This window comes from Cryobacterium sp. 10C3, assembly GCF_034314285.1.
Taxonomy (GTDB): domain Bacteria; phylum Actinomycetota; class Actinomycetes; order Actinomycetales; family Microbacteriaceae; genus Cryobacterium; species Cryobacterium glucosi.
Genome location: NZ_JAVIWF010000002.1, coordinates 2,005,239 through 2,027,392, shown reverse-complemented (window position 1 = coordinate 2,027,392; position 22,154 = coordinate 2,005,239). Strand labels below are relative to the sequence as shown.

The 22,154-nt window shown below is 70.9% G+C and carries 14 protein-coding genes and 3 pseudogenes; 9 read left to right on the top strand and 8 right to left on the bottom strand.

All coding sequences use genetic code 11. The annotated features are described in order from the left end of the window. The first annotated feature begins 12 nt into the window (after window positions 1–12). A complete protein-coding gene (locus RGU41_RS10495; protein ID WP_322136178.1) occupies window positions 13–744 on the top strand; it encodes a bacteriorhodopsin in 732 nt (243 codons plus the stop codon). 100 nt (window positions 745–844) lie between these two features. On the opposite strand, the gene RGU41_RS10490 is transcribed toward RGU41_RS10495, so the two are convergent. The 3 genes and pseudogenes from RGU41_RS10490 to RGU41_RS10480 all read right to left on the bottom strand — a co-directional run bounded on the left by RGU41_RS10490 (window position 845) and on the right by RGU41_RS10480 (window position 4,122). Further along, a complete protein-coding gene (locus RGU41_RS10490; protein WP_134449546.1) occupies window positions 845–2,044 on the bottom strand; it encodes a P-loop NTPase in 1,200 nt (399 codons plus the stop codon). Window positions 2,045–2,279: 235 nt separating this feature from the next. Beyond that, window positions 2,280–2,804 (bottom strand): annotated as a pseudogene (locus RGU41_RS10485) (DUF1003 domain-containing protein); the annotation flags it as partial. After that, entirely contained in the window at window positions 2,791–4,122 is a 1,332-nt protein-coding gene (locus tag RGU41_RS10480; RefSeq protein WP_134449548.1) for a magnesium transporter MgtE N-terminal domain-containing protein, read from the bottom strand. The gene RGU41_RS10480 and the pseudogene RGU41_RS10485, both read right to left, overlap by 14 nt. Before the next feature lie 54 nt (window positions 4,123–4,176). Between RGU41_RS10480 and RGU41_RS10475 the strand changes: the two genes are divergently transcribed. Then, window positions 4,177–4,824 (top strand): general stress protein, encoded by a 648-nt coding sequence (locus RGU41_RS10475; protein WP_134449549.1) that lies wholly within the window; start codon window positions 4,177–4,179, stop codon window positions 4,822–4,824. A 101-nt stretch (window positions 4,825–4,925) separates the two neighbouring features. Here RGU41_RS10475 and RGU41_RS10470 read toward each other — a convergent pair whose 3' ends face one another. Then, a complete protein-coding gene (locus RGU41_RS10470) occupies window positions 4,926–6,473 on the bottom strand; it encodes an aminopeptidase P family protein (protein WP_174774611.1) in 1,548 nt (515 codons plus the stop codon). A 105-nt stretch (window positions 6,474–6,578) separates the two neighbouring features. Between RGU41_RS10470 and RGU41_RS10465 the strand changes: the two are divergent. After that, window positions 6,579–7,447 (top strand): annotated as a pseudogene (locus RGU41_RS10465) (PHP domain-containing protein). Between the two features lie 171 nt (window positions 7,448–7,618). On the opposite strand, the gene RGU41_RS10460 reads toward RGU41_RS10465, so the two are convergent. Continuing rightward, window positions 7,619–9,145, bottom strand: a complete 1,527-nt coding sequence (locus RGU41_RS10460; protein ID WP_322136177.1) for a DEAD/DEAH box helicase — start codon at window positions 9,143–9,145, stop codon at window positions 7,619–7,621. Between the two features lie 273 nt (window positions 9,146–9,418). Between RGU41_RS10460 and RGU41_RS10455 the strand changes: the two genes are divergently transcribed. Continuing rightward, on the top strand, window positions 9,419–10,078 hold the full coding sequence (locus tag RGU41_RS10455) for a ferritin-like fold-containing protein (RefSeq protein WP_322136176.1): 660 nt from the start codon (window positions 9,419–9,421) through the stop codon (window positions 10,076–10,078). Between the two features lie 104 nt (window positions 10,079–10,182). Here RGU41_RS10455 and RGU41_RS10450 read toward each other — a convergent pair whose 3' ends face one another. Further along, window positions 10,183–10,491, bottom strand: coding sequence for a hypothetical protein (locus RGU41_RS10450; protein WP_134449554.1), 309 nt, complete (start codon window positions 10,489–10,491; stop codon window positions 10,183–10,185). Between the two features lie 7 nt (window positions 10,492–10,498). Beyond that, complete coding sequence (locus tag RGU41_RS10445) at window positions 10,499–10,723, bottom strand: DUF3107 domain-containing protein (protein WP_134449555.1); 225 nt, start codon at window positions 10,721–10,723, stop codon at window positions 10,499–10,501. Between the two features lie 310 nt (window positions 10,724–11,033). Here RGU41_RS10445 and RGU41_RS10440 point away from each other — a divergent pair, with 310 nt between their 5' ends. From RGU41_RS10440 to RGU41_RS10430, 3 genes and pseudogenes are all read left to right on the top strand, one after another. Next, window positions 11,034–14,246 carry a PD-(D/E)XK nuclease family protein gene (locus tag RGU41_RS10440; protein ID WP_322136175.1) on the top strand — a complete coding sequence of 1,071 codons (3,213 nt, stop codon included), beginning with the start codon at window positions 11,034–11,036 and terminating at the stop codon, window positions 14,244–14,246. Beyond that, on the top strand, window positions 14,243–16,153 hold the full coding sequence (locus tag RGU41_RS10435) for an ATP-dependent helicase (RefSeq protein ID WP_322136174.1): 1,911 nt from the start codon (window positions 14,243–14,245) through the stop codon (window positions 16,151–16,153). The genes RGU41_RS10440 and RGU41_RS10435 overlap by 4 nt, the downstream gene beginning before the upstream one ends. Beyond that, window positions 16,144–17,568 (top strand): annotated as a pseudogene (locus tag RGU41_RS10430) (3'-5' exonuclease); the annotation flags it as partial. The gene RGU41_RS10435 and the pseudogene RGU41_RS10430, both read left to right, overlap by 10 nt. Window positions 17,569–17,585: 17 nt before the next feature. Here the strand turns inward: RGU41_RS10430 and RGU41_RS10425 are convergent. Continuing rightward, complete coding sequence (locus RGU41_RS10425) at window positions 17,586–18,788, bottom strand: phosphotransferase (protein ID WP_322136173.1); 1,203 nt, start codon at window positions 18,786–18,788, stop codon at window positions 17,586–17,588. A 92-nt stretch (window positions 18,789–18,880) separates the two neighbouring features. Here RGU41_RS10425 and nudC point away from each other — a divergent pair, with 92 nt between their 5' ends. Together nudC and RGU41_RS10415 are read left to right on the top strand one after the other, a co-directional pair. Beyond that, window positions 18,881–19,903, top strand: coding sequence for an NAD(+) diphosphatase (nudC, locus tag RGU41_RS10420; RefSeq protein WP_134559129.1), 1,023 nt, complete (start codon window positions 18,881–18,883; stop codon window positions 19,901–19,903). Then, window positions 19,894–21,609 (top strand): ATP-dependent helicase, encoded by a 1,716-nt coding sequence (locus tag RGU41_RS10415; RefSeq protein ID WP_134449559.1) that lies wholly within the window; start codon window positions 19,894–19,896, stop codon window positions 21,607–21,609. The genes nudC and RGU41_RS10415 overlap by 10 nt, the downstream gene beginning before the upstream one ends. Window positions 21,610–22,154 lie beyond the last annotated feature (545 nt).

Genomic DNA, 22,154 nt, shown 5'->3' with positions numbered 1-22,154 from the left:
GGCGCGGAGTTCGTGCCCAACGGGCTTGCGCTCCTCACCTTCGGCGTGCGCTACGTCGAGTGGTCGGTTGCGGTTCCCCTCGTCGTCATCGAGCTCCTCGCCGTGTGCGTCGTCCTCGGCGGCGTGGCCCGGCGCATCCGCCTGATCGCGATGGCCGGCGGTTTCTTCATGGTGTTCCTGGCGTACCTGGGCGCGATCGTCGCCTCGGGGGGCACGGATGCCGCCGCGCTCGTCGGGTGGGGGATCGCCGCCGGAGTGTTCTGGCTGGCGACGACGGCCCTGCTCGCGAGCGTGGTGCGGCGCTCCCTGCCCGTGCTCACGGTGGATTCGGCCGCACTGCTGCGCTCCGCGACCATACTGCTGCTGTCCTCGTGGGCGGTGTACCCGATCGTGTACGCGATGCCGCTCGTCGGCTCCGGTGGGACGCTCATCGTGGTCATGCAGATCATGCTCACCGTCGCCGACATCGTCGCGAAGATCTGGTTCGGCGGCGTGCTCCACCGCGTGGCCAAGCTCCGGACCGCGGAGGACGTCCGTGCGGGCCGTGACGTTCACCCGGAGGCGATCTGGATCTCCTCGGTCAAGCAGTCTGACGCCGGCAAGCCGCGGGAGGTGTACCTCGCGGCCGGTGCGGCCGTGCACGTGCGGCGTCCGCAGCCGCCGACGAGTACGGCCGCGCCGACCTCGCAGCCCGAACTGTTCGCGGACCCGCAGCCCGAGCTGTTCGCCGACCTCGAGCCCTAGCGTCGTCCCGACCCTGAGGTGTCGCACATCGACGTTCGCGGGCCGTGTGAACGTCGATATGCGACACCTCACGCCCGGGCGCGCGGCGCGGTGACCGGCGTTATTTGAGGGAGACGCCGAGGCTGCGGCCGGAGAGGCCGCGGGCGCGGGAGAACAGCCGCTCGGCGACCGCGTCGATCGCGAGGGCCGCCGGGTCGAGCGGGTCGCTCAGCACGACCGGGCGACCGTCGTCGCCGCCGGTGCGGAGCGGAACGCTGAGAGGGACGCTCGCCAGGAGCGGCACCGGCGTGTCCTGGCCGGCCGAGAGTCGCCGCGCGACCTCGGCTCCGCCTCCGGCGCCGAAGAGCTCGAGCAGGCTGCCGTCGGGCTGGAGGGCGCCGGACATGTTCTCGATCACGCCGAAGATGGTCTGCCCGGTCTGGCGGGCGACGACGCCGCTGCGTTCGGCGATGTCCGCCGCGGCGGGCTGCGGGGTCGTCACGACGATGACCTCGGCCTGGGGCAGCAGCTGACCGATCGAGATCGCCACGTCGCCGGTCCCTGGCGGGAGGTCGAGCAGGAGCACGTCGAGGTCGCCGAAGTAGACCTCGGTGAGGAACTGGGTGATCGTCCGGTGCAGCATCGGCCCGCGCCAGGCGACCGCGACGCCGCCGTCCTCCACGAACATGCCGATCGAGATGACCTTCACGTCGTAATTGATCGGCGGCAGGATCATGTCGCCGACCCTGGTCGGTTTGACCGCTGTCCCCTTGGCGCCGTCGACGCCGGGCGTGACGAGGCCGAGCAGTCCGGGAATGGAGAAACCGTAGACATCCGCGTCGACGACGCCGACCTTGAGGCCGCGGCCGGAGAGCGCGACGGCGAGGTTCGCCGTGATCGTCGACTTGCCGACGCCGCCCTTGCCGCTCGTCACGAGGTAGACCCGGGTGAGGGAACCCGCACCGAACTGCGTCGTGCGCGCGGCCGCGCCGCCGCGGAGTTTCTCGGTCATCGTGCGGCGCTGCTCACGGGTCATCACGCCGACCGACACGGTCACGTGTCCTGGACCGGCGACGGACTCTGCCGTCTCGAGCACGTCCCGTTCGATCTGGCGTGCGGCGGGGCATCCGGCGATCGTGAGCAGCAGGTCGACGGTGGTGTGCCCGTTCCCGGTGTGCACCCCGGCGACCATGCCGAGCTCGGTGATCGGCTTGCGGATCTCCGGGTCGATCACCCGGGAGAGCGCAGCGCCGACCCTGGCGTCGATCCCGGCGGGGTCGGCGGTTGCCGTACCCGGTGCCAGGGGCGAGTCAGCGGCCAATCGGGGGTCGCTCCTCGATGGTCCTGGCGGATGCCGGGGGTGAGGCGGGCGTTGCCGGTGCGGCTGATGGTGCGGGTACGGCTGACGCAGCTGGTGCGGTTGTGGGTTCGACGCCCCGTGCCGTCGCCTGCGCCGTGGCGGTTGCCCTGTCCTGGCCTGCCTCGCGGTCGTGGTCGTGGTCGTGGTCGATTTCCCGCTCGCGGTCGCCCTTGCGGGAGCGTTTGCGGCTGCGCTTCTCCTCGTCCTCACGCTGTTCGAGGTTCTCGAGCAGGGCGCGGAGTTCGCTGCGGAGGAAGTCGCGGGAGGCGAGGTCCTTCATGCCGAGGCGGAGGGCGACGACCTCGCGGGCGAGGTACTCGGTGTCGGCGAGGTTGCGTTCGGCGCGCTGCCGGTCCTGTTCGAACTGGACCCTGTCGCGGTCGTCCTGACGGTTCTGCGCGAGCAGGATCATCGGGGCGGCATAGGAGGCCTGCATCGAGAGCACGAGGGTGAGTGCGATGAAGCCGAGCGCGACGGAGTCGAAGCGCCATGCGACGGGGGCGAGGGTGTTCCAGCCCATCCAGAAGAGAACGAAAAGCGTGAGCCCGAGCAGGAACCACGGGGTGCCCATGCCGCGGGCGATGGCCTCTGTCAGCCGGCCGAAACGGTCGCTCGACGGCCGGTCGCGGTTGCGATTGCGGTTCCTGGTTCGCGACAGGGGAGCGACGCGCAGGCCCTTGGGCGAGTCGAGGCGTTGATCCGAGCGATCACTTCGGGCCATTGCCGGTCCTCCGTCCGTGTGGCAGCGGGATACTTCCCGTCTTCAGCTCGCTGCGGGCGGCTGCCCGGCGGCGTACATCGTCATTGCCGTCGTGACTTCGCCAGTCGTCTGGCAACAGGTAGTCGAGGACATCGTCAATTGTCACCACCCCGACGAGTCGGTGGTTGTCGTCGACAACGGGAACGGAGACGAGGTCGTAGCTCGCGAGGATCCGGGTGACCTCCGCGGCCGAGGTGTCTGCGGTGACGGGGTCGAGACCCTGGTCGAGCAGCGTGCCGAGGCGCTCGTGCGGCGGGTAGCGCAGCATCCGCTGGAAATGCACCATGCCGAGGAAACGGCCGGTCGGCGGCTCGTACGGCGGGAGGGTGACGCAGATCGCAGCTCCGAGCGCTGGCGCGAGGTCGTGGCGGCGGATCAGGGCGAGGCCCTCTGCGACGGTCGCGTCGGCGGAGACGATGATGGGCTCCGTCGTCATCAGGCCACCGGCCGTGTCCGGCGCGTAGGTGAGCAGGAAGCGCACGTCGTCGGCTTCCTCCGGCTCCATCAGGTCGAGCAGCTGCTCGCCGTGTTCCTCAGGCAGCTGGGCGATGAGGTCGGCTGCGTCGTCCGGTTGCATGTGGTCGAGCACGTCGGCGGCGCGGGCGTCGCCGAGCCGGGTGAGGATGGCGACCTGTTCGGTCTCCGGCATCTCCTCGAGGACGTCGGCGAGGCGGCCGTCGGGAAGCTCGCTCGCGACCTCGTGCATGCGCTCGGGCGGAAGGTCGAGCATCGTGTTGGCGAGGTCGGCGGGCTTGAGGTCGGAATAGGTCGCGATGAGCTGCTCGGCGGACTGGGCCTGGCCGACGGTGGTCTTCTCGCGGACGTCGCTCCAGGTGGCGAACGTCGTCGCGCCCTTCGCGAAGAGGGACACGCTCGCCTTGGGACGGCGGACGAAGAGCTGGGCGATCTCCCAGGCTCCCTGCTTGGTCTCCTCGATCGACACGTCCTCGACGGTCGCCTCGCCGGAGCCGTCGTTGAAGATGACCTCGCGGCCCAGGAGCTCGGCAATGACGCGGACCTCGCCGCCGCGCTGTTCGAAGCGGCGCACGTTGATCAGGCCGGTCGTGATGATCTGGCCGGAGCCGATGCTCGTTACCCGGCTCATCGACACGAAGACGCGGCGCTTGCCCGGGATTTCCACAATGAGTCCGACCGCGAGGGGCGGATCGTCTTTTCGGTAGACCACGAGCACGTCACGGACCTTGCCGACGCGGTCGCCCGCGGGGTCGAAGACGGAACACCCGGCCAATCGGGCGACGAAGACTCTGGTGGCAGTCACGTTACAAATGTAGGCCACCTGCGGCCCTTCGGCGTGCTGTGGAAGAATGGCGGCATGAGCAATCAGAACCCTTTTGGCAATCGCGGTCCGGCCCTGTTCCCCGTTTTACCCAAGGGCGAGGTGCTCGCGACCTATGAGACGTATGCCGAGGCGCAGGCCGCAGTCGACACCCTGGCGAAGGCTGATTTCCCGGTCAAGCAGCTCTCAATCGTCGGCAACGACCTCAAGACCGTCGAGCGAGTCACCGGGAAACTGACCTGGGGACGCGTCGCCCTCGCCGGTGCGGCCTCCGGCGCCTGGCTCGGAATCTTCTTCGGCCTGTTGTTCTTCATCTTCTCGCCGACCGGGGCTGGACTGCCCTTCGTCCTCGCTGCGGTGCTGATGGGCGCCGGATTCGGGATGCTGTTCGGTGTTGTGAGCTACGCGCTCAACCGCAGGCGCCGTGACTTCACCTCGACGATGCAGGTGATGGCGAGCAACTACCAGATCATCGTCGAGGCCGCGCTCGTGAACAAGGCGCGCAACCTCCTGCACGGCACAGTGGAACCCGTCGCGGTCAGGTCCGTCGATCCGGAGCCTGCCCAGCCGGAGCCCACGGCCCCGGCGGCCCGTCCGGACCAGCCTGCCCCGCCGTACGGCCAGTTCGCCCCTCCGGCGGTCACGCCCGCCCCGGAAGCCTCGCCCACCGCATCCACCGACTAGCCGCAGCTCCACAGCCCACGCAGGCTCGCGAAGGCGGGTGAATCGTCGGTTTGACCTCGTGAGAACGACGATTCACCCGCTTTCGCGGCGGGTGAGGCGGGTCAGGCGGTGAGAGAGGCGATCCAGGCCTCGACGTCGTCGGCGGTGCGGGGGATGCCGACGGACAGGTTTTCGGCGCCCGTCGCCGTGATCAGCACGTCGTCCTCGATGCGGACACCGATGCCGCGGAACTCGAACGGCACGGTGAGGTCGTCCGGCTGGAAGTACAGGCCCGGTTCGATCGTGAAGATCATCCCGGCCTCGATCACGCCGTCCAGGTACATGTCGCGCCTGGCCTGGGCGCAGTCGTGCACGTCGATGCCGAGGTGATGGCTCGTGCCGTGCACCATGTACCGGCGGTGCTGCCCGTTCTCCGGCTTGAGCGCCTCCTCGGCGGTGACAGGGAGCATGCCCCACTCCGCGGTCCGGCGGGCGATGACCGCCATGGCTGCGGCGTGCACCTCACGGAAGATCGCGCCGGGCCTGGCCACGGCGAACGCGGCATCCGCTGCCTCGCGCACGGCCTCATACACGCGACGCTGCACGGGGGAGAAGGTGCCGTCGACGGGGAGGGTGCGGGTGACGTCAGCGGTGTAATAGCTGTCGACCTCGATACCCGCATCGAGCAGGATCAGGTCGCCCGGGTTGAGCGGGCCGTCGTTGCGAGTCCAGTGCAGGATGCACGCGTGCGGGCCGGAGGCCGCGATCGTGTCGTACCCGACCGCGTTCCCGTCGGAGCGGGCGCGGGTGTTGAAGACGCCCTCGACGAGGCGTTCGCCGCGTTCGTGGGCGCTCGACCGGGGCAGGTCGCGAATGACGTCCTCGAAGCCCCGCCCGGTGGCCGCGATCGCGAGGCGCATCTGGGCGATCTCGTAGGAGTCCTTCACGAGGCGCAGCTCGGACAGGTCGCGGGCGAAACGGTCGTCCGTTTCGTGCTCGCCGTTGACCTCGAGGCTGAACGGAGTGTTCGTGGCGTTGTCGCCGAGCACCTTGTCCGCGGCGAAGCGGAGGCGGCCCTCGTCGACGGCCACGGTGAACGCCGGGTCTGCCTCGCGGATGACGAGCGTCTCGGAGTCGACGACCGTGAGCACAGAGTCGAGGTCGGCGATCCCGCGCACGGTGATGGCGAGGTCGCTCGCCACCTGGGCGATGGAGGGGCGCGGGCCGATCCAGAACTCGCCGATGTCCGCGTTGGCGTAGAACTCGTCGGAGTCGCGTCCGGCGCGCTCACGGAAGTACAGCGTCGCGTCGTGCCCGGTCGTCGTCGGCTCGAGCACGAGCACGGCTCCGGGCTCGGCGTCGCTGCCCCAGCCGGTGAGGTGCGAGAAGGCGGAGTGGGCGCGGAAGGCGTAGTCGGTGTCGTTCGAGCGCTGCTTGAGGCGGCCGGCCGGAACGATGAGGCGCTGCCCCGGGTACATCGCGGACACGCGAGCACGCCGTGCCGCTGCGAACGGCGCCTGCTCGCGGGCCGGCGGAAGCGTGTCGACGCGCTCGGCCCAGCCGCTGGAGATGTAGGACTTGAAGCCGTCCGACCCCGGCGTCGTCGAACGGTTCTCGTTCGGGCGGGGCTTGGCGGTGACGGTGGGCACGGTTTCGGTGGAATTGGCCATGGCCCCATTGTCCCATTGCCCGCTGGATCTTCGGCGAGAGCCGCCGGGGCGAGGGGAGGGCGGGCACCGGGCGGTGGGCGGTCCCTGCGCAACTAGCATGGGGTCATGGCAGGCGAACGGCAATTCAGGGGTCCCATCGACCTGCACGCGCACTCGAGCGTTTCAGACGGCACGGAGACCCCCTCCCAGCTGGTGCGGGCCGCTTCCGCCGCTGGTCTCGGCACCGTCGCGCTGACCGACCACGACTCCACGGCAGGCTGGCACGAGGCGGCCGCAGCTGCCCGCACCGCGGGCATCACGCTCATTCCCGGAATGGAATTCAGTACTCGGGTGTCGTCTGCGAGCGTGCACCTGCTGGCATATCTTTTCGACCCTTCGGACGCCGGAATCGTCGCGGAGACAGCGCGGGTGCGGCAGGCCCGCCTCGTCCGCGCCGAGGAGATGGTCGAGAGGATCGGTGTCGACTACGCCCTCACCTGGGATGACGTTCTCGCGCAGACCACACCGGATGCCACGGTAGGCCGCCCGCACATCGCCGACGCCCTGGTCGCCCGGGGCTTCGCCCTCACTCGGAGCGAGGCCTTCGCGGGCATCCTGCACTGGGAATCCGGCTACTACCAGCCGCACTACGCCCCCGACCTGCTGCGCGCCGTCGGCCTCGTCGTCGCGGCGGGGGAGTGCCGGTCATCGCGCACCCCGCGACCCGCGGAGCGGGCGACGTCATCCCGGAGGCCAGGCTCGCCCGCCTCGTCGAGGCGGGGCTTTTCGGGCTCGAACTCGAGCACCGCGAGAACAAGACGGCCGCGAAGGCGCGGCTCTATTCGCTCGCGACCAAGTACGGTCTCGTCGTCACGGGGTCGAGCGACTACCACGGCGAGGGCAAACCGAACCGTCTCGGGGAGAACACCACGACGCCCGAGGTGCTCGACCGCATCCTGCAGCAGGCGACCGGCTCGGAGCCCGTCTTCGCCTAGGGCCCCGCGAGGTGTCGCAGATCGAGGTTCGCGCGCTGCGGGAACCTCGATCTGCGACACCTCAGCGAGCTACCCGCCGCGGATGCTGTCGGTCGCGGCACGCAGAAGGGCGCGCCCGCAGAAGCGGGCGCGCCCTTCTCTGTCGAAAGTGGCGGCTGGAGGCCGGAGCGGCTAGTTGACGCCGCCGGCCGCGGGAGCCGAGCGACGCGAACGGCTGCGTCGGCGCGGTGCGCTGTTGCCGTCGTGGTGCTGGGCTCCGCCGCCGTCGTGGGTGCCCGCTGCGGGGGTCACAGCAGGGGCGTCGGGGTTGGTGGACTGGCTGACACGGGTGCGGGTGCGTGCTGCACCGGAACGGCCGGCGTCTGCGGTGCGACCCGAATCCGAGCGTGCCCCGTCTCCGCCGCGGCCCGATCCGCCGGAGCGGCCGGCGCCGCCGGTGCGCCCGGCGCCACCGGAGCGACCGTCCGAACGGCCGGAGTCGGAGTGACCGCTTCCCGCGGCGTGCTCGCGCACGGGCGAGATGCGCAGGCGCCCCTTCGAGCCGACCGGGATGTTGAGGTCGGAGTACAGGTGCGGTGAGGACGAGTACGTTTCGACGGGGACCGGAACGCCGAAGTCGAGTGCGGTGTTGATCAGCGTCCACTTGTGCATGTCGTCCCAGTCGACGAACGTGACCGCGATGCCGGTCTTGCCCGCGCGCCCGGTGCGCCCGACGCGGTGCAGGTACGCCTTCTCGTCCTCGGGGATGGTGTGGTTGATCACGTGGGTGACGTCGTCGACGTCGATTCCGCGAGCGGCGACATCCGTTGCGATCAGGATGTCCTTCTTGCCTGCCTTGAACGCGGCCATGGCGCGTTCGCGCTGGTCCTGGTTGAGGTCGCCGTGGACGGCGGTCGCGTTGAAGCCGCGGTCGCCGAGTTCCTCGACGAGCTTGGCGGCCGCGCGCTTGGTGCGGGTGAAGATCACGGTCTTGCCGCGGCCCTCCGCCATCAGGATGCGGCCGATGACCTCGTCCTTGTCCATGCTGTGGGCACGGTAGACGATGTGCTGGATGTTGGCCTGCATGAGGCCTTCGTCGGGCTCCTGCGCGCGGATGTGGATGGGCCGGTTCATGAACCGGCGGGCGAGGGCCACGATCGGGCCGGGCATCGTCGCGGAGAAGAGCATGGTGTGCCTGGTCGACGGCGTCTGGGCGAAGAGCCGCTCGATGTCGGACAGGAAGCCGAGGTCGAGCATCTTGTCCGCCTCGTCGAGGACCATCTCGCGCACGTTGGCGAGGCTGAGCAGGTGCTGGCTCGCGAGGTCGAGCAGGCGGCCGGGGGTGCCGACGACGATCTGGGCGCCGGCCTTGAGCTGCTCGATCTGGCCCTCGTACGCCTTGCCGCCGTAGATGGACACGATCTTGGTGTTGCGGTTCTGCGAGGCCATCTCGAGGTCCTCGCTGACCTGCACACAGTTCGCGGGTCGGGACGACCACGAGCGCCTGCACGCCGGGCTCGGGGTCGAGTCCGAGACGCTGGATGAGGGGAGGCCGAAGCCGAGGGTCTTGCCGGTGCCGGTCTGGGCCTGGCCGATGATGTCCTGCCCGCTCATCGCGAGCGGGATGGTCTGGAGCTGGATCGGGAACGGCTCGAGGATGCCTTTGCTGGCGAGAGCGTCAACCAGGTCCTGGTCGATATTGAGTTCGGAGAAAGTCACGAAAGTTTGCCTGTCATTAGCTGGAAACGAAAGATGCGCCCGTCTTCTGCCTCGGGCACCAGCCACCGATCCACGCCGATGGCTTGTCTCACCTTACCGGGAGCTGTCTGGGAAGCAGCCGAAGCCACGCGGGCGCGGTCGGTGTCGGGCCGCGCGGATGCCGCAGCTCTGTCCTAAGCTGGGCTGGTGTTCTCCTGGTTTGATGGGCGCGCCAAGCGCGTCGAGATTATCCCCCGGCTCACCACCCGGGGGGAACGTCCATCGACCACGAAAGTGGACATCAAGGACCTCACCCCCGAACTGCTCCCGTTCCTGGGCCAGTCCGCATACTTCGAGCTCGGCGTCTTCGAGAGCCTCGCCCGCGCCGTCGCGATCGCGCCGGACCTCGCCGCCAAGCAGGCGCTCAGCACCGCCGCTGGGCGCGCGCTCTCCAAGCACCAGGGCCTCGTCGCCGAGATCCGCCGTCGCGGAGCGGAACCCGCCGACGTGATGGCGCCGTTCGTACCGGCCCTCGACGCCTTCCGTGCCGAGATCAGCGGCGCCGACTGGACCGAGCTGCTGCTGAGCTGCTACCTCGCCGGGGGCCTGCTCGACGACTTCTTCATCCGGCTCTCCGACGGGCTGCCCGGTGAGGTCGGCCCGCGGGTCGCGCACCTTCTCGGCGAGGATGCCGGGACCGCGATCCTCGCGACCCAGCTCGCGGCCGCGATCGCAGCGGATGCGCCGCTCGCCTCGCACCTGGCCCTCTGGGGCCGCCGGCTGGTCGGGGACACCCTGCTCATCGCCCGCTCCGCGCTCGCGTTCGCGGGCACGCCTGACCCGTCCGGCGTCGTTCTGGCAGCCGGTCCCACCGAGGAGCGCATCGAGCCGGTCTTCACCGAACTGATCGCCGCGCACACCCGGCGAATGGACGGCCTCGGCCTCACCGCCTGAGCATGCGGCGATGAACCCGCGTTCGAGCGCGGGCGGTTCGCCGCTGCGCGGGTGGCGCACCGCACGCGCAACGGCGGAACACTCGCGCTCGGCGCGAGGGAAGCCTAGGCGCGGCCCGGGCGACCGGTGCGCATCAGCTCGTGCAGCATCCGTGCGTCACCGTCGACGCGTGAGCGCGCGAGGGTCGTGCCTGCCGCGACGGATGCCCCGCCGGCGATGATGAGGGTGGCCCACCAGATCCAGCCACCGTCCCAGGCCCAGCCGAACCACGTGAGTGCGACCCAGACGACCATGGCGACGATCGTGCCGATCGCGGGCAGCAGCACGGCACCGTGGTTCGTGCGCCCGGGCAGCGCGTACCGTGCCGCGAGGCCGAGGACGGCCCCGCCGAGCGCGGCGAAGAGGAGTTCCATGCCGGTGTTACGCGACGAAACCGACGCGACGGGACTCCTCGGAGCCCAGCTCGACGTAGGCGAGGCCGATCGTCGGGACGATGAACACCCGGCCCTTGCTGTCGGCGAGCTTGAGGTACCCGGTCGAACCGGAGAGGGCGGCTGCTACCGCTTCCTCGACCTCGGTCGCGGCCTGCGACGTCTCGAAGCTGATCTCACGGGGAGAGTTGAAGATGCCAATGCGGATATCCACCAGATGCGCCTTTCGTTGCCTAAGCGCCCAGATTACGACAGAACGGCGGGGCAGCCGGACAACGTTCACTGTCGGCGCAACCCGCTAGCTTTGAAAACGTGACCAGCCCCGGAATTCCGACCCTCGACCGCGACGTTTCCGCGCCTCCCTTCCCCCTCGACGGTTCCCAGCGGGCTGCCCTCGAGCTGGCCGACGGGGTCTCCGCCGCGCTCATCGGCGCCCCGGGCACCGGGAAGACCACGACCCTCATCGAGCTCCTCGCCGAACGCGTCCTCGAGCGCGGGTACGCGCCGGGGAGGTCCTCCTGCTCGTGCCGACCCGGGCGGGCGCCACCGTGCTGCGTGACCGGCTTGCGCTCCGCCTCGGCGTTCCGACCAACGGCCCGCTCGCCCGCACGGCGAACTCCGTCGCGTTCGAACTCGTGCGCGGAGCGGAGGCCGCGGCCGGCGGACCGGCGCCGACGCTGCTCACCGGTGGCGAGCAGGACCAGATCATCGCCGAACTCCTCCAGGGCGACCTTGACGACGGCAACCCCGTCGATGGCAGCGGCGACTTCGGCGGCGTGCGCGACCGTGACGGGGTCCGTGACGGCGACGGGGCGGGTCCGTCCGGCCCGGCCTGGCCGCCCACCCTCGACGCGGGCGTGCGCCGGCTGCGCGGGTTCCGCACCGAACTGCGCAACCTGATGATGCGGGCCGTGGAATACGGGATCACCCCCACCCGCCTCGTCGAGCTCGGTGCAGCGACCGACCGCCCGGAATGGATCGCGGCTGCCCGGTTCATCCGCGGCTACGACGAGGTCAAAGACCAGAGCCGGCCCGGCCAGTACGATTCCACCGAGCTCGCCGGCTTCGCCGCGGCCGTCGTCGCCGCAGCGGCTCCCGGGTCCGCGGGAGCCGCGACCCTCGGCACCCTTGCAGGCCTCCGCCTCATCGTCGTCGACGACGCCCAGGAACTGAACAGGGCCACCCTCACCCTGCTCGCCCAGTTCGCGGCGCGCGGCGTCGCGATCGTGGCGGCAGGCGACCCCGACATCACGACCGGCTCGTTCAACGGCGCCCACGCGGATGCCCTCGGCAGGCTCGCCGACTACCTCGCTCCGGGCGCACCACGCGTCACGACCCTCGTGCTCGACACCGTCTACCGGCATGGACCCGCCATCCGGGGCGTCGTGCGGGAGATCACCCACCGGATCGGGACCGCGTCCGCGGGCACCCAACGCCGGGCCGGGAGCGTCGAGTCCCCGTCCGACGTGCCCTCAGTCGAGTCCGGCACCGCAGACCCAGGAGCCGCAGAGTCGGGCGTCGCAAAGTCCGGCACCGACGCGGCCGGCACCGAAGCATCCGCCGCCTCTGTCGAAACCCTCCTCGCGGCGAGCCCCGCCGACCAGCTCGCGCTCATCGCCGGGCGGCTGAGGGAACGGCATGTGCTCGACGGAGTGCCGTGGGGCCGCATGGCCGTGGTCGCGCGGAGCGGTTCGGCCATCCCGGCACTCGCCCGCGGCCTCGCGGCCCTCGAGGTGCCCACCCAGGTGCCCTCAGCGCAGACCGCCCTCCGCGACGAATGGGCGGTGCGTGCGTTCATCCTCGCCCTCGACGTCACTCTCGGCCGCCGTCCCCTCGACGCCGAAGCGGCGACCGAACTCCTGCGCGGCCCCCTCGGTGGCCTCGACCCGATCACCCTGCGGCGCCTCCGCGCGGCGCTGCGCCAACAGGAACTCGGCCAACAGGAACTCGGCAAACAGGAGCCCGGCGAGCCGGCAACCGGCGCGACCCCGAGCGCCGCCCGTACCCGCAGTGCCGACGAGCTTCTCGCCGCCGTGTTCGCGACGCCGTCGCTGTTGTCGGCGATCGACAACCGCACCGCCCGCCGCGCGGCGAGTTGCGCGGAGAGCCTGCTCGCCGCATCCGTCGAATACGAGGCGGGGGCCACCATCGAGGAACTGCTCTGGGGCCTCTGGCAGCGCAGCGGCCTCGCCAGGGAATGGCTCGAGCAGTCCACCGGAATCGGCATCATCGCCGACGAGGCCAACCACAACCTCGACGCCGTCGTAGCCCTGTTCTCCGCAGCGCAACGCTACGTCGAACGCACCCCGGCGGCCCCGCCGGTGCTCTTCCTCGAACACCTCGTCGACACCGACGTCCCAGAGGACACCCTCGCCCCCCGCGCCCTCGGGGACGCCGTCACCGTCTCGACCCCGAACGGGCTGATCGGCCGCGAGTTCGACCTCGTCGTGATCGCGAACGTGCAGCAGAACGTCTGGCCGGACCTGCGCATCCGCGGCTCGCTGCTCGGTTCGGGCGATCTCGCCGCCCTCGCTTCCGGACGCGACCCCCGAGGCGGCGACGCGCGCACCGAGGTCCTGCACGACGAGCTGCGCATGTTCGCCCAGGCCGCGAGCCGGGCCCGGAGCGAACTCCTCGTCACGGCCGTCGACAACGAGGAGAACGAACCGTCGGTGTTCCTCAAGCTGCTGCCGCGGCCGACCCCGCCGGCCGGGGCTGACGGCACCGATCCCGCCGGGCGCTACCCGGTGTCACTCCGCGGTCTCGTCGGCCGGTTGCGCCGCGACCTCACCAGGGGCGTCGCGGCGGGCGCCCTGTCCGAACACCCCGAACGGTCGGAGCGCGCAACGGATGCCGCGGCAACCCTCGCGAGGCTCGCCGCGGCAGCCGTGCCCGGTGCTGACCCCGGCCAGTGGTACGGCCTCGCGGGCCCCAGCACGCTACAACCCCTCAACGACCCAACGGCCGGTGACGAGCCGGTGCGGGTCTCCCCGTCGAAGATGGCCGCTGTCGAGACCTGCCCGCTGCACTGGGCGATCGGCCGGCTCGGCGGCGGCAGCTCGAACACGGCCGCGAACCTCGGCACGATCATCCACGCGGTCATGGAGGAGTCGACCGACCGCCAGCCAGAAGCACTGTGGCAGGCGGTCGACGAGCGCTGGGGCGAGCTCCGCTTCGACGCGGAGTGGCAGTCCGAGGTGCAGCGCGCCGACGCGCGCGTCCTCACCGACCGGCTCGCCTCCTACCTGCTCGACTTCGAACACGCCGGCGGCGAACTCCTGAGCGCCGAGGGCAGCTTCGGGTTCGACGTCGACGGCGCGTGGCTCACCGGCACCGTCGACCGGGTCGAACGCCTCGCCGACGGCAGCGCCGTCATCGTCGATCTCAAGACCGGGCGCGGAGACCCCGTGAGCGACGCGGGCGTGGCGGAACACCCGCAGCTCGGCGCCTACCAGCTCGCCTTCCAGGAAGGCCAGATCGAGGGCGTCCCCGCCGGGACGCCCCTCGCGGGAGCCCGCCTCGTAATCGTCTCCTCCGGCACAGCTAAGCAGAACTACCGCAACCCCACCCAGACCACCTTCACCGCGGAACAGCTCCTCGCCTTCCGCACCAGGGTGGGTGCCGACGCGGCGCTGATGGGCGGGGCGACCTTCGTCGCCGAGCTCGCCACACACTGCCTCGACCCGCGCTCGCACGGGGCCTGCCGCATCCACATCATCGGGCAGGTCAGCTCGTGAGGCAGAACGGAACGCCCGTGCCGCACGACCCGCATCGTCCGCAGAACCCGGTCAGCGCCCTCGAGATCGCCGGCACGCTCGGCATGTTCCCGCCCACCCCGGAACAGCAGGCGGTGATCGAGGCCCCGCTCGCGCCGACCCTCGTCGTGGCCGGAGCCGGCAGCGGCAAGACCGAGACCATGGCCAACCGGGTGCTCTGGCTGCTCGCCAACGGCCTCGCCCGCCCAGACCAGGTCCTCGGCCTCACCTTCACCCGCAAGGCGGCCGGCGAACTCGCCGAGCGCATCGGCGACCGCATCGCGCAGCTCGACGCCAACGGACTGCTGCCCGCGCCGACTCCGGCCGCGGGCGCAGAGACCACCGGCGAGCTCGTCGACTCCGGCCTGTTCAACACCCCGACCGTGTCGACGTACAACTCCTTCGCGAGCCGTCTCTTCACCGACAACGCCCTCCTGCTCGGCCGCGAACCCGAGTCCGTCCTGCTCACCGAGACGAGCGCGTGGCTGCTCGCCCGCCGTGTCGTGATCGAACACGGCGACCACAGGCTCGTGCCCTGGGGCAAGAGCCTCGACGCCGTGACGGATGCCGTGCTCCGGTTCAGCCGCCTGCTCGCCGAGAACCCGCCTCCCCTTACAACGGGCCTGGCAACGACCGGCCTGGCAACGACCGGCCCGGCAGGCGCCCCCGGCCGCGCCGGGCACGATCTCGCCGGCCTCGCCGCCGGCTTCGCCTACCTCGAAGACCTTCCATACGGCAACCCGCGCAAGAAGGTCCCGTACACCTCCGTCGTCGACTCACTCGCCGCGGTCGGGCCGCTGCCCGTGCTCGCCGAACTCGCCGACTGGTACGACCGGGAGAAGCGCCGGCTCGGCCTGATCGAATTCTCCGACCAGGTCGCCCTCGCCCTGCAGGTGAGCCAGCGGGTTCCGCGGGTCGTCGCGGGGTACCGCGAACAGTACTCGGTGGTGCTGCTCGACGAGTACCAGGACACCTCCGTGCTCCAGACCGAACTCCTGCACACCCTCTTCGCCAGGCATCCGGTGATGGCCGTCGGCGACCCGCACCAGTCCATCTACGGCTGGCGCGGTGCGAGCTCCGCGAACCTGCTCGCCTTCTCCGCCGACTTCGACCCCGACGCCCGCTCGGAACGCCGGGTCACCCCGTCCATGTCGCTCTCCTTCACCTGGCGCAACCCCCGGTCGGTCCTCGACGCCGCGAACACGCTCGTCGCCCCGCTCAGCGAGGCCCTGCGCCGCCGGACGGACGGCATCCAGGTCGAGACGCTCAAGGTGCCGGACGGCACCCGGCCCGGCGCTGTCTCCGCACAGCTCGCCGAGACGGCCACCGACGAGGCCCAGGCCGTCGCCAGCTGGTTCGCCGCCCGGCTCGGCGCCGGCAGCGACAAGTCCGGCGCCATCCTCTTCCGCGCCCGGCGCGACATGGACTTCTTCGCCGGGGTCCTCCGCGCGAACGGCGTCCGCGCCCACGTGCTCGGCCTCGGCGGGCTGCTCTCCACCCCGGAAGTCACCGACGTCGTCAGCGTGCTCAGGGTCGTGCACGATCCCTCGGCGGGAAGCGAACTCGTCCGGTTGCTGAGTGGTGCCCGGTTCCAGGTCGGCCCGCGCGACCTGCAGCACCTCGCGGCCGTCTCGCGCTGGCTCGCCGCCCACGACTGGGCGCAGAAGGCCGTCAGCCGGGAGCTCACGGAGAAGCTCCGTGCGTCCGTCGCCGACGACGAGGGGGCCTCCTCGTCGACGCCCTCGACTTCGCCGCGGCGGCGCCGCCCGGTCACGGCCAGCTCGCCGGCTTCACCGACACCGGCCGTGAGCGGCTGCGCGCAGCAGGCAAGCTGCTGGCCTGGTTGCGCTCGCGGGCCGGTCTTCCGCTGCTCGACTTCGTGCGCCTAGTCGAACAGGAGCTCCTCCTCGACGTCGAACTCGTCGCGAACGAGAACAACAGCCTCGGCCTCGCGAACCTTTACGCCTTCCACGACACCATCTCCGACTTCCTCGCGAGTGACGAGCTCGGCACCGCCGCGAGCTTCCTGCGCTGGCTCGGCCGGGCCGAACTCGCCGACGACAGGGGACCGCGCGCCGAGGTGGCCGAACAGGGCACCGTGCAACTCCTCACCATCCATGGCGCGAAGGGCCTCGAGTGGGACTACGTCGCGATCCCGAACCTCACAGACAAGAGCCTGCCGGCCCCCGCGCGCGAGGTCACCGGCTGGATCCGCTTCGGCGAGCTGCCGTACCCGTTCCGCGGCGACCACGCCGAACTGCCCCAGCTCGACTGGACCGGCCACGACAGCCAGCTGTCCTACGACCTCGCCTTCCAGGCGTACAAGGCGGACCTCGCCGGCCGCCACGACGACGAGGAACGCCGGCTGATCTACGTCGCCACCACCCGGGCCAGGCACGAACTCCTGCTGACCGGTTCGTTCTGGGGCTCTGGCTCGACCGTGCGCACCCCGAGCCGCTACCTCGTCGAGCTCGCGGAGGCCGGCCTCATCGACCCCCTGCCAGAGGAAAGCGCCAACGCCGAGAAACCGGCCCCGGAGGACGGCCTCACGCCGGCCTGGCCCTTCGACCCGCTCGGCACCCGCCGGGCCGTCGTCGAAGAGGCCGCTTCCGGGGTGCGCGCCGCAGCGAACGATCCGGACGCCCTGGCCCGCGAGACACGCTGGTCCCACGTCGTGACCCTGCTGCTCGAGGAACGCGCCCTCCGCCTGGGCGCAGGCACGGTCGCACCGCTGCCCGCCCGCATCCCCGCCTCGCGGTTCAAGGACTACGTCGACGATCCCGCCGGGGTCGCCGCACAGGTGCGCCGCCCCATGCCCGAGCGGCCGTACCGGGCCACCCGGCTCGGCACCCTCTTCCACTCCTGGGTCGAGCGACGGGCCGGCGGCCTCCTCGGCGGCGACCGGATCGACGCCGGGCTCTTCGAAGCAGACACCGACACGGATGCCGATGCCTTCGAACTCGACCTCGACCAGAACCAGCCGCTCGAGCAGGCCCAGCTCGAACGCCTCCAGGCGACCTTCGAACGGTCGCCCTGGGCCGGCCTCAAACCGGAGGAGGTCGAAATCGAGATCCATTACGTGCTCGCCGGCCAGGTCTTCATCTGCAAGCTCGACGCGGTGTACCGCACAGGGACGGGCTACCAGGTCGTGGACTGGAAGACGGGCCGGGCGCCGAAGAACGCAGCGGACCTCGAACTCAAGCAGACGCAGCTCGCGCTCTACCGCCTCGCGTACGCGACCTGGAAGGGGATCGACCCTGACGAGGTCGACGCGGTGTTCTATTTCGTCGCCGACGACACCGTGGTCGCCCCCGAGCGGCTCTACTCCGAGGCGGACCTCGTGGCGGCGTGGTCCTCGGTCGTGTCCCGCACCTCGGCGCCGGTGCCGGTGTCCGTGCCGTCGCCCACGACGTCGATCGCGCCGGTGGTGTCCGGTTCGTCGGCGAACTCGCCGGTCTCGAAGTCGGACAGCGTGTAGGCATCCGTGTGCATCGCGGCGGCCGGCGCGCGCTTCACCGCGGCGTACGGGGTCGCGGCGAGCAGTCTCTCGACCTCGGACACGTTCAGGATCGGGCCGGTCTTCGGGGACAGCGGGTGCGAGGTCGCGTGGTGCACGTTCTCGACGAGCCCGTCGAGCATCGCGACGGCGTCATCGACGATTCCCTGGTTGCGGGTGTCGGTGCCGTGCAGCAGCCAGCGTGCGAGCTCGAGCTCTGCGTAGAGCATCGCCCGCTGCGTGATGCGCGGGTCGTTGCCCTGGCGCACGCCGCCGTAGGATGCGATCGCCGCTTCGCCGGCGGCTCCCCGGGAGGCGAGCAACCAGTTCAGGTCCCTGGCCGGGTCGCCGACGCTCAGCGCCGCCCAGCCGAGCACGGCCGTCACGGAATCCTCGCCGATCAGGAAGGACTCCGCGGACAGTGAACCGTGGATGACGCAGGGCAGGAACTGCCAGAGCGCGTCGTCGTCGGTCGCGAGCTCCCAGCGGCGGAGCAGGGCCGCAGGCAGGTACCCGGTCGCCTCGGTGCGGCCGATCAGGTCGATCACCTCGGTGCGGCAGTCCTGGGCGCTGCGTTGCGTGAGCCCGGCATCGCTCACCACCGCGGTCGGCAGGCCGTGTATGGCCGCGATGGCCCGGCCGATCGACCCGGAGACCCCGGCGTGTCCGGTGAGGGCGTCCGCGTCGAAGGTGTCGCCGGGCAGGAACTCGTAGACGACGGCGCGCGTCCCGCTGAGCGGGGCCTGCCCGACGAACTGCGGAACGTCGAACGGCAGGCGGCTGCGATTGCCGACGGTCAGGGCGCGGAGCGCGACGAGGTCCGCGGACTGCTCGGTCTCCGCGGCCTGGGAAAGCGGCACCCGGATGATCAGGGAGCGTCCGTCGCGGTCCAGCAGGACAGCGGAATCGTATGCTCCGGGCGCGCCGGAGGAGCGCCCGCTGGAGCCATGGCTGCGGGCCTGGACGACGTCGAGACCGGGCACGGCTGAAGTGGCGAGCGCGGCTAGAGTGAGATGGGATCTGGCCATGCCTACTAGGTTAGGTCGACTTCCCCTCGGTGTGGTCGTTCGCCACGCCTCCACATAACTTCGGCAGTCACGCCAGAGTCCGAAGGGTCTTCATGCCGTTCACGTTCACCTCCCAACTGCCACTGTCGCGCCACGCCGTCGACAGGGACCACCTCACCCGGGCCATACCCGGACTCTTCGACGAGCTCCGGGCGGATGCCTCCACGCGCGTCCTCCCGCTCTGGCGCGGGTCCACCCTCCTGGCGGGAACGCCGGGTGCGGCCCCCGCAGGCACCCACGAGCTCGCCGCAACCGATACCGGAAGCCGCCGGCCCCGGCTGCGCCTGTTCCCGCCCGCCCTCGTCGCGCAGACCCCGATCGAGCTCTACCTCGGCAGGTCCCTCGCCGACGAGGGCGCGGAACCCGCGGGCACCCGCCTGGTCGCCGTTATCCTCGACGACGGCGCGGCCGCGACCCTCGAACCGGACGAGTCCCTCTGGGTGCCGCTCCGCACTGTCGCGAGCGCCCTCTCCGACCGCGACGCCGGCCTCTTCACCGAAGCGCTCGCGCTCGCGAACTGGCACGCCTCGCACGCGCACTGCCCGCGCTGCGGCGCCGCAACCGAGGTCGAGGGCGGCGGCTGGAGCCGCCGGTGCCCCGTGGACGGCAGCCAGGTGTTCCCCCGAACGGACCCCGCCGTGATCGTGCTGATCACCGATGCCGACGAGCGCATCCTGCTCGGGTCGAACGCCCTGTGGGAGAACAACCGCTATTCCCTGCTCGCGGGCTTCGTCGAACCGGGGGAGTCCCTCGAGGCGGCCGTCATCCGCGAGATGTTCGAGGAGTCCGGCCTCCGCGTCACCGACCCGGTCTACCTCGGCTCCCAGCCGTGGCCGTTCCCCGCCTCGATCATGTTCGGCTTCACCGCGCGCCTCGCCGACGGCCAGCAGCCGGACGGTGTCCTGCCTGACGGTGACGAGATCCTCGACCTGCGCTGGTTCAGCCGCTCCGAACTGGCCGCGGCCGGCGACAGCATCATCCTGCCCGGCCGCTCCTCGATCGCACGCGCGATCATCGAGCAGTGGTACGGCGGACCGATCGACTTCGGCCCCGACCTGGTCGCCGGATGGCGCTGACCCCCGAGACGCTTCTGGCCGGCCTCGACGACCAGCAGCGCATCGCCGCGGAGGCCCTCGTCGGGCCGGTGTGCATGCTCGCGGGCGCAGGCACCGGCAAGACCCGCGCGATCACCCACCGGATCGCCTACGGGGTGATGACCGGCGCGTACGCCCCGAACCGGGTGATGGCGCTCACCTTCACCTCGCGGGCCGCCGCGGAACTCCGGGGCCGGCTGCGCCAACTCGGCGCCGGCGGCGTCGCGGCACGCACCTTCCACGCCGCAGCGCTCTCCCAGCTCAACTACTTCTGGCCGCACGTCGTCGGCGGCCAGGCGCCGCGCATCCTCGACGGAAAGGGCCGGTTGCTCGGCCACGCCGCCGAACAGCTCAAACTCCGGCTCGACACCGCGACCCTGCGCGACCTCGCCGCCGAGGTCGAGTGGCGCAAGACCACCGGGCTCAGCATCGAGGACTACGCCGCCGGCATCGCCAGGCGCAGCCTGCCCGGCCGGCTCGACGCCGACCAGGTCGTGGCGATGCACGAACGCTACGAGCGGCTGAAGGATGAGCGCAAGCAGATCGACTTCGAGGATGTCCTGCTCGCGATGGCCGGGATGATCGAGTCCGAACCCTCCGTCGCCCTGCAGGTGCGCGAGCAGTACCGGTTCTTCGTCGTCGACGAGTATCAGGACGTGTCGCCGTTGCAGCACGACCTGCTCGCCCTCTGGGTCGGGCCACGCAGGGACCTGTGCGTGGTCGGCGACGCCAGCCAGACCATCTATTCCTTCGCGGGCGCCCGCAGCGACTACCTTCTCGACTTCCCCAAGCGCTGGGAGGATGCGACGGTCGTGCGCCTCGAACAGAACTACCGGTCGACGGGGGCGATCGTCACGACCGCGAACCAGCTGATGCGCGGCCGCACCGGGGCGCTCACCCTGCGCGCGCACTCGGCGGAGCCGGGGGTCGAACCGAGCGTGCACGAGTACGCGAACGACCTCGCGGAGGCACGCGGGGTCGCCCAGCAGATCCTCGAACTGATCGAATCCGGCATCCGGCCGGAAGACATCGCCGTGCTCTACCGGGTCAACGTGCAGGCCGCGGCGCTCGAGACCGCGCTCGGCGACCTGTCCATCAGCTACCAGATCCGTGGATCGAAGCGGTTCTTCGACCTCACCGAGGTCAAGCAGGCCGTGATGCAGCTGCGAGCGGCATCCGTTTCGATCGTGGGCGAGCCGCTGTTCAAGTCGGCCAGCGACGTGCTGCGCTCGCTCGGCTGGAGCCAGACAGCGCCGGAGGCCGCCGGTGCGGTGCGGGACCGCTGGGAATCGCTCAACGCCATCATGGGGCTCGTCGACCAGGCCGCGCCCGGAACGACGTTCCGCCAGTTCACCGACGAACTGATGGAGCGGCAGGCAGGCCAGCACGAACCGACCGTCTCGGCGGTGACCCTCGCGACGCTGCACTCGGCCAAGGGCCTCGAATGGGACGCCGTCTTCGTGGTGGGGCTGTCAGAGGGGCTCGTCCCGATCAGCTACGCGGGTACCTTCGAGCAGATCGACGAGGAACGCCGGCTGCTCTACGTCGGCATCACCAGGGCACGCCGGCGACTCGCCCTGAGCTGGTCCGCGTCCGGGCACCAGCAACGGGCACCGAGGGAACGATCGCGGTTCCTGACAGAGCTCGGCATGCGCAACGCTCGTGCGGCCGGTGGACGCGGCGCGTGATCCTTCCGCTCGCGGCGTCGATCGACAGGGAGACGCCCGCGAGCGCCGAGTGACCGGACAGCACCCGATCCTGCACGATCCCCGCAACCCGGACAGCGACCTCGAGGCCACGACGCGCTGACTCCGTCGGCGCAGGCCGGTGGGCCAGCTGGCTCGCCATCGCGGGCCAGGCCGGGTCGGCGTCGACCCTGGCCTGCTCGAGGCAGAACAGGCACGGGCCCAACCCCGGCTCCACGAGCGGGCCGATCCGCACCTTCCGGTCTCCGAACACGACCGGCAGGTGCGGCACGTCGCGGTTCAGCCAGCGCCGGTAGCGTGCCGGCTCGATCGCGAACCGGCCGATGATCACCGCGAGGTCCGTGTCCGCGGGGGCGGCGGCATCCGCGCCGGTGCGGCTCGCGGTGCTGAAACGGATGCCGGTGCCGTAGCCGGAATCGTCGGCGACCCGTGCGCTTCCGCCGACACCGTCGTCGAGTTCGTGGGTGTCGAGCCCGAGGTCGTCGAGGAAGGAACGGAGCCGCGCGGCCGTCGTGCCGCGCCCGTCG